We start from the raw sequence: 14,086 nt of genomic DNA, 5'->3' as shown, positions 1-14,086 counted from the left end.
CCACAGTCATTCAAGCCATCACTTCCAACGGCTCGGGCACGCACCCCGGATGTGCCTGCATACGCGCCAGCGCTTCGGCGTACGAAGGCATTGAATTAGCCGCACCAGAACGCTCGACACACAACGAAGCAAACGCCGAAGCGAACAGAGCCGCCTGTGGCAGTTCATCGCCAGACGCTAAACGCGCTGCCAGCGCACCGTTAAACGCATCGCCCGCGCCGGTGGTATCCAGCGGTTGTGCCGGGAACAGCGGAATGCGCAGCGGCTGCTGTTCCGCATTGGACAACAGGGCGCCCGCCATCCCCAGGGTAATAATCACCTGACGCGCGCCTTTGCGGTGCATCACTTCTGCGGCTTTCTGCGCACTGGCAAAATCCGTCACCTTTACGCCGGTAATCTGCATCGCTTCGGTGCTATTGGGCGTCAGTAAATCCACCTTCGCCAGCAGTGCATCACTCACTTTTTGCCACGGCGCCGGGTTTAAAATCACAAAGGTGCCACCCGCACGCGCATTATCAATCATGCGCTGAATGGCATTCAGGTTGTTCTCTAGCTGCACCAACAAGATATCCGCTGCGGCTACCGTAGGCTGACAGCGCGACACTTCCGCCGCCGTCACCGTGGTGTTCGCGCCTGGGAACACCGAAATCATGTTCTCAGCATCATCCCCGGCCACATAAATCAGTGCGTTGCCGGTAGGCTTCTCTTTACAGGTAAACAGCGTAATCGCATCAAAGCCGGTTTTTTCGAGGTGACGACGGGCGAAAGTGCCAAAATCATCATTACCGACCTTGCCGATATAGTGCACGCGCGCCCCGGCACGCAGCGCCGCCGTGGCCTGGTTTGCGCCTTTGCCGCCCGGTCCCATCATGCTGTTATGGGCAGTCAGTGATTCACCCGGCATCGGGAAGCGGTTCATCACCGCGACGACGTCGAGGTTGAACGAGCCAAACACACACACTTTTCCTTTCATCATGCACTCCTGAACAGGCGTTCGGCGGCTAAACAGGCACCGCGACAGCCGGTGTGATCGGTGGATTGACTAAACACAATCTTCAAATTGTCACGCGTGGCCGGTGGACGCAGATGCTGCTGAATCTGACTGCGTAACTGCGCCAGCGGGAAGTCCGCCATCGCCAGCACTCCGCCACCCAGAATCAGGTATTCGGGATCGAGGATGTTCATTTCGGTGGCAATCAGCTGCGCCAAACGATAAACAAATGCCTGCAACTCCGGATGGTCGCCATGTTGCGTAAACAGCGCCGACATATCGGTATTCGGCACGTGAGCCTTAGCCCAGTGACTCAACCAATGGCCCGAAGTCACCGTCTCCGCACAACCCCGGTTGCCGCACGGGCAGGGTAGATCGTTACCGGCAATCGGCACATGGCCCAATTCACCCGCGCCGCCGTGCTGGCCGTGGTAAAAGCGACCATTGATCCACAAGCTGTTGCCCATACCGGTACCGGGATACAAACCTACCGCGATATCCGGCAACTGCTCCAGCTGCATTAAATCCCACATCATCAGATGGTTAACATCTTTATCCATCGCCACTGGCACGCCAAGACGCTCGGTGAGGATTGCCGCCACAGGCTGATGATCCAGCGCCTGAATAAACGGCAGCGAAATCACCTGCTGACGATCGCGGCTGAGAATGCCCGGCAATCCCAGCATCACGCCGCTCACCGGTTGCTGCTCCAGTGTTTCACTGATTAACTGCCCGAGTGCCGTCAATGCGTCGGGCTGCTGCGCCCAGCTGGCCGTCGGCACCTTGCGGAAGCTGGACCAGATGCGTCCCTCTTCCATCAGCTGCAGACGTGTGCCGGTGCCGCCAATGTCGATGCCCAGCCAGCGTGGAATCATGCGGATACCTTCGCCAGGCCCTGAGCTTCATCAATGCTGTCACGCATCATGTCCCAGGCCGTTGCCAGATCGTCATGGATGTTAAACAGGCCCGAGGTACCGACGATCAGTACTTCTGCACCTGCTCCAACCAGCGTGTTGTAAGTGCGCGTGTTGCAGGAACCATCGATCTCAATCAGATATTTGTGGCCATGCTGCTGCTTCAGGGCTTTCAGTTCCTGCACTTTGGCGACCATTTCCGGGATGAATGGCTGTCCGGCATAGCCAGGATCCACGGTCATCACGGTGATTTTGTCCAGCAGATGAATATAGTGATGGATAAACGATACTGGTGTGGCCGGGTTCAGCACCACGCCGACTTTCTTGCCAAAGCTGCGAATCAGGTTGATCACGCGGAACGCATCGCGGTTGATGGTTTCTGCATGTGGGCAGATGTAGTCGGCACCTGCTTTGGCAATCACTTCAATGAAGTCGGTCGGGTGTTCCACCATCAAATGCACATCCAGCGCCACTTTGGTATGTGGACGAATCTGCTCAATAAAGAACGGCGACAGCGTGATGTTCTTAACGTAGTGACCGTCCATGATATCGATATGGAGGAAGTCTGCGCGGGAGTCCAGCACTTCCAGCTGGTGCTTGATCTCCATCAGATTCATACACATCAACGACGGGGAGACTTGAATACGCATTAGACTTCCTTTTTTTCGGTCAGAGGATTAAGGGCTGCAGCGAGCTTGCTCAGCTTGACGGCACGATGTTCATTAAAACGGGCTTTGAATTGTTTGAAGGCCAGTACCACAATCAGCACAGCGCCCCACATCGCCAGGCTTACGTGCTGGCTGATGTTCATCAGATTGAAACCGGTAGAGAGCACTTGCAGGGCAATCAGCGCCAGTACCACCCCCGTGACGCGGCCGAAGCCACCGTTCGGGTCGGTGCCGCCGAGAATAATCGCCAGCACGGTCAGCAGCAGATACGCATCGCCGTAACCCATACGCGCTGAGTTAAATCGCGCCATCATGATCAATCCGGCTAACACGCACAGCAGGCTGGAGATGACGTACACCAGTACCACCATGCGATGCGTGTTGATGCCGCTGAACCAGGTGGCGTTAATGTTGCTGCCGCCCATGTAGATGCATTTACCGGCGCGGGTTTTGCCCAGGAACAGCGCCAGCAGCGCAGCGGCAATCAGGAACACCCATAACGGCAATGGCATACCCAACAGCGTGTTGGAACCGAGTGCCTGCACCACCGATGGCATGCCGCTGACAGCGGCACCTTTGGTTAGCCAGATGCCGATGCCGTTCAGCGTCATCATGGTTGCCAGCGTCACCAGAATCGGGTGAGCACCAATTCGCGTCACCATCACACCGGTGATGACACCGATAAAGGCAGCAATCAGCATTGCGCCGACGATGGCGATAAACAGCCACAGCAGTTGCTGACCGGTGCCGGCATCGGCGGGCAGGGCGCTCATCAGCGTCCAGGCGATAAACAGTGCGGTCAGGTTAGCGGTAGCGATAATCGCCAGGTTCAGGCCACCGCTTAGGATGGCGATAAACATTGCCAGCGTCAGCAAGCCCAGTTCCGGCAGCTGGAACGCCATACTCATAAAGGTCGAGTCGGTCATAAAGCGGCCCGGCAGCATGAAGGTGAAGATTGCCAGCGCCAGCGCAATCAGCAGCATCAGGCCAATATTGGTGCCGTCCGGACGCAGAGCAGAGAGTGATTTCATGTGAATGCTCCTGTCAGACGAAACTGACGTCAGTTTCTTTACGTTTTTTGTAGTGGGTGACGGCAATCGCCACCATGATCACGCCGCCTACCACGATGTTCATGAAGTAGTTGGAGACGCCAATCAGGTTGAGGCCGTTCTTCAGGATGGCGATCAGGAACACGCCCATCAGTGTGCCGCTCACCGTACCTTTACCGCCCATCAGGCTGGCACCGCCGAGTACCGTGGCCGCCAGTACATCCAGCTCGCCACCGACTAACGCATTCGGTACCACTTCACCCATGCGATACACCTGCACCAGGCCGCCAATCGCCGCCATCGCACCGAGCCAGCCGTAAGCGAAAACGTGAATCAGACCGACACGAATCCCGATACGACGTGCGGATTCCGCATCGCCGCCCACCGCATACAGCTGGCGGCCGAGGTTGGTTTTGTTGAGCAGCAGCGCAGTCAGTCCGGCAATCACCAGCATGGTGATCAGCGGCAGGCCAATCTGGAAACTGTTGCCTTGCCAGGTGAAGGGCAGCACGCTGCGCAGCGTGATCCACCAGTCCGGCAGGGAATAAAGGCTCTTACCGCCGGTCACCCACATCAGCAGACCAAACAGCAGCGACTGCATACTGATGGTGATGATGATCGACACCACGCGCAGCGAGGTAATCAGCAGGGCGTTAATCACGCCAAAGGTGGTGCCGCAGACAATCGCCAGCAGGATGCTCAGCGCCGCGTTATCAAACTGGAACTGCACAAACAGCGAAGCGATCAGGTATTGCACCACCGACGCCACCGCGGCGAAGGAGATATCGATCCCGCCGGTCACCAGCACCACAAACAGGCCGAGGGCAAAAATACCGGTCACCGCGTAACTTTCGGCCAGATCCAGCAGGTTCTGTACGGAGAGGAACTGGTCGCTGGCCACCGAGAAAAACAGGATGAAAGCCAGCAGCACCCACGCCAGCCAGCCTTGACTGGAGTGCGGGCGTAAACGAGAAAAATCAGGCATTGATCACCTCCGCCAGCTGTTCTTGCTCAACGGTATCGGGTTGGTATTCGGCATGAACGGTGCCATCACGGAAGTGCAGAATGCGGTCGCAGTTGTACCAAACCTCTGGCACTTCATCGGAAATCAGAATGATCGACAGACCTTCCTTCGCCAGCTCGTGGATCAGTTGATAGATGCTGGCTTTAGCGCCGACATCCACGCCCACGGTCGGCGAGTCCAGAATCAGAATGCGCGGCTGGGTCAGCACCCATTTCGCCAGCACAATCTTTTGCTGGTTGCCGCCGGAGAGGGTAGAGATCGCCAGATTGGGATCGGCCACGCGCACACCGAGCTGTTGAATCCATTGCAGGATCAGCTTGTTCTTGCGGTATTCGTCGATGATGTGAAAACGGTTTTGCAGTTTGTCGAGGATCGGCAGCACCATGTTGTCAGCCACCGATTGCTGCTGCACCAGACCGAGGGTTAAGCGGTCTTCGGAGACATAACCGATACCGGCTTTGATGGCATCTTCATGACCGCGGAAACGCACGGGCTTGCTGTCGAGCCAGATTTTGCCGCTATCGGGTTTGGTCATGCCAAACAGCGACAGTGCCAGTTCGGTACGACCGGAGCCGAGCAGGCCGCACAGGCCGAGTACTTCGCCCTGATACAGCTTGAAATTGACGTCATGGTATTGACCGGCGCGTGTCAGGTTCTCGACTTCGAGAATGGCGCGGTCGGCATTACGCGTTGGCGCTTTCAGTTGGTAATCGAGTTTCAGCCCGGTCATCAGTTCAGTCAGATGATGTGGCGTCATCACTTTAGCGGGCCAGCAGCCCATCTTGCGTCCGTCACGGATCACGGTCACGCGATCCGAAATCTCTAATACTTCATCCAGACGGTGGCTGACGAACACCACGCAGATGTTTTTGTCTTTCAGGTAGCGCACAGTGCGCAGCAGTTGGTTTACTTCGGTGCGGGTCAGAGAAGCCGTCGGTTCGTCCATGATCACCAGGCGCGCATCGGCGACCAGTGCACGGCAAATCGCCACCTGCTGACGTGCAGCAATCGACAGCGCCGAGACTTTCTCATCCAAATCGAGATCGAATTTCAGTTCTTCAATAATACGGGTTGCCGTTTCACGCAGCTTCGCCTTGCGGTGCCAGCCGAGCAGGCCAATAAGGTTGTGCTCAAAGGCGATGTTCTCGGCCACGCTCAAATTCGGGAACAACGACAGATCCTGATAAATCACCTGGATACCGAAATCACGCGCCTGACGGGTGGTCAGACGCGGGAAGGTCGGGCCATCACCCAGGGTAATGCGGCTGCCACTGTCCGGGGCGTGTACCCCGGAAATGACTTTAATTAAGGTGCTCTTGCCACAGCCGTTGGTGCCAGCCAGGCAGTGCACTTCGCCCGCCAGTAAGCTCAGCGAGATATCGCTCAGTGCGCGGTTGCCACCAAAAGTTTTCGACAGGTTGTCGAGCGCAATTAACGTCTGTGGGATCACCTCTTTCATCATTACAGCCCCATTTTCACCAGTTTTGGCAGGTTTTCTTTATCCAGGCTTTCGGTGTTGTTACCGAGGATGGTGTGGGTCGCCTCGTCAACTTTCACTTTACCCAGACCGTCGATGGTCATACCGTCGGTGATCGGCTCTTTCTTCTGCATCATGTCGGCGATACGCACGAACACTTCGCCAGCGGTTTGCGGGTTCCAGATGTAGCCGCCTTTGATCGCGCCACGCTGCACCAGTGAAGCACCCTGGCCTGGGCTGAAGGCGCCAATGACGCACACCTGATCAATCTTGTTGCGGTTCATCACTGCACGACCGGCACCGATTGGGCCCTGTGAGCCGAATGCCATAATGCCTTTCAGATCCGGGTATTTGGACATCAGTTCGTTAGTGGTACGGATGGAGTCATCCAGCGATTCGCCGACGCCGAACTTGTCGGTCACCATCTGCATTTTTGGATAGTGCTCTTTCTGGTAGTTCAGCGCGGCATCGGTCCACTGTTGATGCAGTGGCACAGTCAGGCTGCCGACGTACATGGCGTATTTGCCCTCTTCATGCATGCATTTCGCCAGTGCTTTCATATGGTTGATGCCGTGTGTCGGGGCATCCACCAGTTCGAAGTCCCAGTTCGCGCCTTTCTGATCCGGTGATTCGTGGGTGATCACCTGAATGCCGGCTTCACGTGCACGTTTCAGTACCGGTTCCAGCACTTTCGGGTCATTCGGTACTACGCCGATAATGTCGACTTTCTGCGCAATCAAATCTTCGATCGCACGCACCTGCAGGGCAGGGTCGGCGGCGGTTGGGCCTACCATCCATGCATCAATGCCGCGTTTCGCCGCTTCACTCTTGATGCCCGCTTCCATGGCGTTGAACCATGGAATACCGCCAATTTTCACCACGATGCCCATGCGTAATTTGTCAGCAGCGTGCGCGCCGGTAGCGGCAAACAGAGCAAGCAGAGAACAGGCGATAAGATGTTTTTTCATAAAGACTCCGGATTAATTTTTTATAAGCTGCATTGAATTGTTGCGCTGTGAGCAATCAATAATATTGACGCCGTTCCAGGCTAATTCTTGTTCCAGCTCTTTGTCTTTTAATTGGTCAGTGATGAGAAAGTCCACATCGCGATAATGACAAATACGCGCGAATGAGGGCCGCAGGAATTTACTGGCATCCAGCAGCAGATGTTTTCTTTCTGCTGCCAGTAACATCTGTTGTTTTAAATGTGCGTTGTTTTCGTTACCTTCACGTAAATAACCGTCATTGCCTAAACTGCTACAGGAAAAAAAGATCTTATTGATCTGAAATTCCCGTAAAGGCTGTTCAGCGACAACACCGTGGAAATCTTCATAACGGTCAGAATATTCTCCCCCCAGACAGATGGTGCGGATACTGCCGCGCGCCGCAAGGGTTTGCACAATTCTGATAGAGTTGGTTAATACCGTTAATTCAATATCCGGTAGCTGTCGCGCCAAATACCAGCAAGTGGTGCTACTGTCGAGTAATATACAATCGCCGGGGCTGATGAAATCGAGTGCACGTTTGGCTATTGCCATCTTTGCATCTACATGTTCATTCATGCGCTGGCGGAAAGATAATTCATACTCGTTGACACCCCTCGTATTCCCCTGAATGTTAGCGGCTTGTCGTTTTGCTGGTACTGCACCGCCGTGGCTACGCTGCAACAGCCCACGTTTCTCCAGCTGAGTTAAATCACGACGAATCGTTTCTTGCGAAACCTGACACAACGTGACTAATTCAGCGACAATAACCCGACCATTTAAATTTAGTTCGTCAATAATTCGCTGCTGTCTTTCAATCGGCAACATGACTTCCCTCCGATGGCTATAAAGTACTGGATACCGCAGCGGGAAAATGTGGACTGCGCACGAGTCCGCAGTGGTCAAAATGCCCGGCGACGTTAGAGTGATATGGGTTAAATTTTTATGTAAATGAGATGTCTATTTTTCATGTAATAGAGATCTGATTCACATAAACACGCGTGTTAGCGCTAAATCGCGGGATCGGTAGCAAACAATTATTACCGTATGAAAACACCTTATCATGACCGAGTATGACCGTTTGTGTGTATTTGACCGATTTGTGATGTGCGCAAAATTGTTTTTAGCCAAACCCGTCTTTGACGGCATGACGTCGAGCGGACGGAGGTGTTACCCAGATACACGCTTTCAGACAAACATGACTCCACAGTCCGACGAATCCGATTGAGCGGAAATCAGTCGAAATGGATGATGGAATTCTTGCTTCTCCAGCCTCAGATCGCCCTCAGGCGACGGCTTTTTCAGCAGTTAGTACCGCTTTTAGGGCCAGCTCACAGTTTCGGCCTGCTGACCACGTTGTCGTTACGCTATGATTTCTTTTCAGGGAATTTGGGGACCTTTTTTTTTGATGTCTTATTGGATGAAGTCGCTGCTTTTATTGCCCTTTGTGTTTGTCGCGTGCGTTCAGGCTGAGCCATTACAAAAGTCATTTTCTGACTGGCAGCTCACCTGTAACAACGCGGCTTTTTGCGTGGCACGCAGCTTTCCGGGGGACAACGGATTAGTGATGACCCTATCACGTGGCGCTGGTGTTAACGATCGCCCGCTGCTGCGTATTGATTACGGCAGCGCGTACAGCGGAGAGCTGCCCGGCGGACCGCTGAAGGAAAATTTGCTGCTGGATCAACGTCGCCTGACGCCAGACCTCAAACACTGGAGCGTGGAGCCACACCATCTCGCCACCAGTAATGCCATCGCCATCGACGAATTTCTGGCGCAAACGCTGGATGCCCATACTCTGCAACTGACCTATCAGGCTAAAGCCACTATCCCACTCAGCGGCATGAAAGCCGCGCTATTGTTGATGGATGACGTTCAGGGGCGGGTAAATGGTGCCAGCGCCTGGGTGAAGCGGGGCGATCGCGCGCCATCGGACGTTCTCCCTGTGCCGCAGGTACCGCAACTGCCCGCTCGCTTACCGCAGCCAGCGCCGTTAACTCAGGAAGAAACCAGCGGGTTAATTGATTACGGTACCTGGCGGGTTAACACCGACAACTGTTCGCTCGATCCGCTGAGACGTGAAGTGAGTGTAGCGCCGCTCACCGACACTAAAGCGCTGCTTTTGATCAGTTGTGAAGCCGGTGCCTATAACGTGATTGATTTGGCCTTTGAGGTGACGCGTAGCCAGCCTTACGTTGCTCGCGGGCTGACGTTGACCTTGCCATTCACGCCACCCGGACGCAGTGACAATCAGATGGAGTTGGTGAACGCTGAATTCGATGCCAGCAGCGGTTTGCTTTACACCTTCAGTAAAGGCCGCGGTCTGGGAGATTGTGGTGTCGCCACGCGTTGGCAGTACGACGGAAATGACTTTGTGCTGGCAGAGTATGCTGAAGAGAAAACCTGTGACGCATGGCATAGCAGTGATAAATGGCCCACGCTGTGGGTCAGCCAGCCCCCGTCATAATTCGCACTGCAGATGCGTTGGCTGTTTTCATTCACCCCAGTCACTTACTGATGTAAGCTCCTGGGGATTCATTCAATTGCCGCCTTTCTGCATCACGAACTATCTAGGGAGAAGGTATGGCATTGATCATCATCGGTGAGCCATTTTGATTGCCCACCAACTCCGCCAACAGATTATTCACGCCATCGCTCATCGGTGTGAAGCGTGACAGCGGTGAACGCGTCACCACCACAAATACTCCGACGTTATTCTGTGGCACCATCGCCATGTAAGTAATAAAGCCGCCGCCGCCGCCGGTTTTTTCGATAATCCCTGGACGTCCCTCTTTTGGCCCCATATACACCCAGCCCATGCCTAAGGCATCGGCACGGCCAGGCACATCCATACCTTCCACTTTGGTCAACTGGTCACGGCGATAGATCAGCGTTTGCAGACGATCAACCTGCGGCGTGCGGTGATTAACCGCCGAGTTGAGGAATTGCTGCATCCAGCGGCCCATATCATCCGGCGTTGAATACACGCCACCGCTGCCAATTGCCGCCAGGGTGTTATTGCACGGGCTGGCCCCTTTCTCAGGGATCATCAGGCGCTGGCACTGATCGGGGGATGGCGTAAAGGTGGTGTCTTTCATTCCCAGCGGACGCGTCACCAGCTGTTGCAGCAGGGCGGGATAAGGCGTGCCTGCCGCTTTCGACAGCGCATCACTCAGCAGGTCAAAGCCGAGGTTGGAATAGGAGGCTTGTGTTCCCGGCGTGGCTTTCAATTGCGCACCCTGCAGCCACTGCCAACGATCGGCTTTGGTTGGCCAGACAAACACCGGACGATGCGGTTTTCCGCCCGGCTGTTCGCGCGGCAGGCTACCGGTATGGGTAGCGAGGTTGATCAGGCGAATCGGCTGACCGTTGTAATTCGGGACGCGTGCGCCAGCCGGAGCATACTTGCTCAACGGGTCATCAAGGCGAATCTGTCCGCGTTCCGCCATTTTGACCATCACTTCGCTGGTCATCAATTTGCTCAGCGAGGCGATGCGAATCACGGAGTCGAGCTGAGGGCGCACGTTATTGCCAGGGCTGGTATCGCCAAAGCTGGCAAATACGCGCTGATTGCCATCAATCGCCACCAGCGCCATGCCGGTTGCGCCGCTGCCATAGAAGATATGCTCGGCATAACGATCAACGATCTGAGAGGCCAGCAGCGGATCGGCTACCGTCTGCGCCATGCTTTTTAATGGAAGCACTGAAACCATTAAGGCCAGTAAAAAAGGAGTACGTTTTTTCAACGGGAAAGCGTCCGCAACAGGATTCGGAGGAAAGCTTATAGTAATCAGTTTGTGCGAGGCGTGAAGAGGGAAGGGAGGATTTTTTTCTGTATCAGGCTGTGATCAAAAAACGGCCCTTACGTCAAAAGACGCAGGGCCGGATCGATTAGTGCGGCTTGAGTAATGCTTCGGTATGGCTCACGATATTTTCCACCGTAAAGCCAAATTCCGGGAACAGCTTGCCTGCCGGCGCAGACTCACCGAAGGTGGTCATGCCGACAATCGCGCCATCCAGGCCGACATACTTGAACCAGTAATCGGCGATACCCGCTTCTACCGCCACGCGCGCTTTTACGCCGGATGGCAGCACCGATTCGCGGTAGGCTGCATCCTGCTTGTCGAATACGTCGGTGCAGGGCAGAGACACCACGCGCACCTTGTGGCCGCTGGCACCGAGTTTATCCGCCGCGCCCAGCGCGATTTCAATCTCAGATCCGGTGGCGATGATGATCGCTTCTGGTGTGCCCGCGCAATCCTGCAACACATAGCCGCCTTTGGCGATATCGGCCACCTGTGCTTTGCTGCGCTCTGGCTGCAGCAGATTTTGACGCGACAGAATCAGCGCGGTCGGGCCATGATGGCGCTCAACAGCGGCTTTCCACGCCACGGCCGTTTCCACCTGATCGCACGGACGCCAGACGCTCATATTTGGCGTCACGCGCAGGCTGGCGAGCTGTTCCACCGGCTGATGCGTCGGGCCATCTTCGCCCAGACCAATCGAGTCATGGGTATACACCAGCACCTGGCGCGCCTTCATCAACGCCGCCATACGCACCGCATTACGCGCGTATTCGACAAACATCAGGAAGGTGGCAGTGTAAGGAATAAAGCCGCCGTGTTGGGCAATACCGTTGCCAATCGCCGTCATACCAAATTCGCGCACGCCGTAGTGAATGTAGTTACCGGCGATGTCTTCTTTGATCGATTTCGAACCCGACCAGATGGTGAGATTACTCGGCGCGAGGTCAGCAGAGCCGCCCAGCAATTCGGGCAGCAGCTTGCCGTACACTTCCAGTGTGTTTTGCGACGCTTTACGGCTGGCGATTTTTTGCGGATTGGCCTGTAGCTCATCAACAAATGCCTGAGTCGCCTCACTCCATTGCGCGGGCATTCCCCCGCCCAGACGGCGGCTAAACTCAGCGGCGAGATCTGGATGCGCCGCTTTATAGGCAGCAAACTTCTCATCCCAGGCTTTCTCGCGCTGGCTGCCGGCTTCTTTGGCATCCCACTGCTGATAAATCTCTTTCGGGATTTCAAACGCTGGATGGTGCCAGCCGAGTTTTTGACGGGTCAACGCCACTTCCTGCTCGCCCAGTGCCGAGCCGTGTGACTCTTCTTTACCGGCTTTATTCGGCGACCCAAAACCAATGACCGTGCGGCAGATAATCAGCGAAGGCTTATCGGTGACACTCTGCGCTTCTTTGATGGCGGCTGCGATAGCTTCCGGATCGTGCCCATCAATGCCTGCTGCACTGCCGACGACATGCCAGTTGTAGGCTTCGAAGCGTTTGTGCGTGTCATCGGTGAACCAGCCTTCGGTTTCACCATCAATCGAGATACCGTTGTGATCGTAGAAACCAATCAGTTTGCCGAGGCCGAGGGTGCCGGCCAGCGAGCTGACTTCATGTGAAATACCTTCCATCAAACAGCCATCGCCCATAAACACATAGGTGTAGTGATCGACGATGTCGTGGCCGGGACGGTTAAACTGCGCCGCCAGGGTGCGCTCGGCAATGGCCATGCCCACCGCATTGGCCAAACCCTGTCCCAACGGACCGGTGGTAGTTTCCACGCCTGGCGTATAGCCAATTTCCGGATGGCCAGGGGTTTTGGAATGCAGCTGGCGGAAGTTTTTCAGCTCTTCCATCGGCAGATCGTAACCGGTGAGGTGCAGCAGGCTGTATTGCAGCATCGAACCGTGGCCGTTGGAGAGGATAAAGCGGTCGCGGTCAGCCCACGCCGGATTGTTGGGATTGTGTTTGAGAACGTCGCGCCATAGCACTTCGGCGATATCAGCCATTCCCATCGGCATACCGGGGTGACCGGAATTTGCTTTCTGTACCGCATCCATACTCAAAGCACGAATCGCGTTAGCCAACTCTCTGCGTGAAGACATAGGGTACTCCCTTGTGATTGGGCAATAGCGGACGGGCAGACGCCCGTCCGGCGTGATAAGCGTGGTGATTTACAGGCGTGATGCCAGCACATCTTCCAGCTTCTGCTGGTCGATGGCGAATTGACGGATGCCGTCAGACAGTTTTTCCACGGCCATCGGATCCTGGTTATGTTCCCAGCGGAACTCCGCTTCAGAGAGCGGAGCAGGCTGGTGGAAGCCTTCGGTTGATGGCTCCAGCTTGCGTTCCAGCGGTGCATCGCTGTTCGCCAGCTCTTCCAGCAGGTTAGGGGAGATGGTCAGACGGTCACAACCGGCCAGCGCCTGAATCTGCTCAACCTTACGGAAGCTGGCTCCCATGATCACGGTGCTGTAACGATGCTTTTTGTAGTAATCGTAGATACGACGCACAGATTTCACGCCAGGATCTTCATCCACCACATACGGGTCGAGCGGTTTGCGTGAGTTGTACCAGTCATAAATACGGCCGACAAACGGGGAGATCAGGAACACGCCCGCTTCAGCACAGGCACGCGCCTGCGCAAAGGAGAACAGCAGCGTCAGGTTACACTGGATACCGTTTTTCTCCAGTTCTTCAGCGGCTTTGATCCCTTCCCAGGTTGAGGCCAGTTTGATCAGGATGCGCGAACGATCAATGCCGTTCTCTTCATACATCCGTACCAGTTTCTCCGCTTTGGTGACACACATGCCACGATCGAAGGAGAGGCGCGCATCCACTTCGGTCGAAACACGGCCCGGTACGCTTTTCAGAATTTCCATACCGAGGTTGATCGCCACTTTGTCACTGGCGTTGATGATTTGCGTCTCTTTGCTGCCGCCCTGTTTTTTCGCATAGTCGATAGCGTCATCAATCAGATGTTTATAAGCATCGAGACCGGCAGCTTTCAGGATCAACGAAGGGTTGGTGGTCGCGTCTTCCGGGTGGTAATGGCGAATGGATTCGATGTCGCCGCTGTCCGCCACCACGGTGGTGAACTGTTTCAATGCATCTAGCTGGTTCATCGCTTAACTCCTTGATTAGCAATAATGTGGGCAAACGAGTCGTGCCCTTTCCTGTTGAG

General features: G+C 55.2%; 12 protein-coding genes. 1 reads left to right on the top strand and 11 read right to left on the bottom strand.

Annotated elements, in window-relative coordinates; all coding sequences use genetic code 11:
• Nucleotides 1-10 precede the first annotated feature (10 nt).
• From CRO33_RS14430 to CRO33_RS14395, 8 genes are read right to left on the bottom strand one after another with little or no spacing between them, the layout of a single operon-like run.
• A complete protein-coding gene (locus tag CRO33_RS14430; RefSeq protein WP_097118571.1) occupies nt 11-973 on the bottom strand; it encodes a ribokinase in 963 nt (320 codons plus the stop codon).
• Nucleotides 973-1,866, bottom strand: a complete 894-nt coding sequence (gene alsK / locus CRO33_RS14425) for an allose kinase (RefSeq protein ID WP_097118570.1) — start codon at nt 1,864-1,866, stop codon at nt 973-975. The genes CRO33_RS14430 and alsK overlap by 1 nt, the downstream gene beginning before the upstream one ends.
• Entirely contained in the window at nt 1,863-2,555 is a 693-nt protein-coding gene (gene alsE / locus CRO33_RS14420) for a D-allulose 6-phosphate 3-epimerase (protein ID WP_038645526.1), read from the bottom strand. The genes alsK and alsE overlap by 4 nt, the downstream gene beginning before the upstream one ends.
• Entirely contained in the window at nt 2,555-3,604 is a 1,050-nt protein-coding gene (locus CRO33_RS14415) for an ABC transporter permease (protein ID WP_058959087.1), read from the bottom strand. Before CRO33_RS14415 ends, alsE begins: the two co-directional genes overlap by 1 nt.
• Nucleotides 3,605-3,617: 13 nt before the next feature.
• Entirely contained in the window at nt 3,618-4,607 is a 990-nt protein-coding gene (locus tag CRO33_RS14410; protein ID WP_034825832.1) for an ABC transporter permease, read from the bottom strand.
• Complete coding sequence (locus CRO33_RS14405) at nt 4,600-6,105, bottom strand: sugar ABC transporter ATP-binding protein (RefSeq protein WP_097118696.1); 1,506 nt, start codon at nt 6,103-6,105, stop codon at nt 4,600-4,602. Before CRO33_RS14405 ends, CRO33_RS14410 begins: the two co-directional genes overlap by 8 nt.
• A 2-nt stretch (nt 6,106-6,107) precedes the next feature.
• The gene (locus CRO33_RS14400; protein ID WP_034825834.1) at nt 6,108-7,091 is read right to left on the bottom strand and encodes a substrate-binding domain-containing protein; all 984 of its coding nucleotides are present in this window, start codon (nt 7,089-7,091) and stop codon (nt 6,108-6,110) included.
• 12 nt (nt 7,092-7,103) lie between these two features.
• Nucleotides 7,104-7,934 (bottom strand): DeoR/GlpR family DNA-binding transcription regulator, encoded by an 831-nt coding sequence (locus CRO33_RS14395; RefSeq protein ID WP_034825836.1) that lies wholly within the window; start codon nt 7,932-7,934, stop codon nt 7,104-7,106.
• A 580-nt stretch (nt 7,935-8,514) separates the two neighbouring features.
• On the opposite strand from CRO33_RS14395, the gene CRO33_RS14390 reads away from it, so the two are divergent.
• Complete coding sequence (locus CRO33_RS14390) at nt 8,515-9,573, top strand: DUF1176 domain-containing protein (protein ID WP_097118569.1); 1,059 nt, start codon at nt 8,515-8,517, stop codon at nt 9,571-9,573.
• 103 nt (nt 9,574-9,676) lie between these two features.
• Here the strand turns inward: CRO33_RS14390 and ampH are convergent, their stop codons facing one another.
• The 3 genes from ampH to tal all read right to left on the bottom strand — a co-directional run bounded on the left by ampH (nt 9,677) and on the right by tal (nt 14,027).
• Nucleotides 9,677-10,852: a D-alanyl-D-alanine-carboxypeptidase/endopeptidase AmpH gene (gene ampH / locus CRO33_RS14380; RefSeq protein WP_034825840.1), complete on the bottom strand. Its 1,176-nt coding sequence runs from the start codon at nt 10,850-10,852 to the stop codon at nt 9,677-9,679.
• A 145-nt stretch (nt 10,853-10,997) separates the two neighbouring features.
• Complete coding sequence (tkt, locus tag CRO33_RS14375) at nt 10,998-13,007, bottom strand: transketolase (RefSeq protein ID WP_097118568.1); 2,010 nt, start codon at nt 13,005-13,007, stop codon at nt 10,998-11,000.
• Between the two features lie 69 nt (nt 13,008-13,076).
• Nucleotides 13,077-14,027, bottom strand: a complete 951-nt coding sequence (gene tal, locus CRO33_RS14370; protein WP_045814871.1) for a transaldolase — start codon at nt 14,025-14,027, stop codon at nt 13,077-13,079.
• Nucleotides 14,028-14,086: the final 59 nt, after the last annotated feature.

Origin of the sequence: Pantoea sp. GL120224-02 (genome assembly GCF_900215395.1) — a bacterium.
Classification (GTDB): domain Bacteria; phylum Pseudomonadota; class Gammaproteobacteria; order Enterobacterales; family Enterobacteriaceae; genus Pantoea; species Pantoea communis.
The sequence above is the reverse complement of the archived record's forward strand: the minus strand, read 5'-3'. Positions and strand labels throughout refer to the sequence as shown.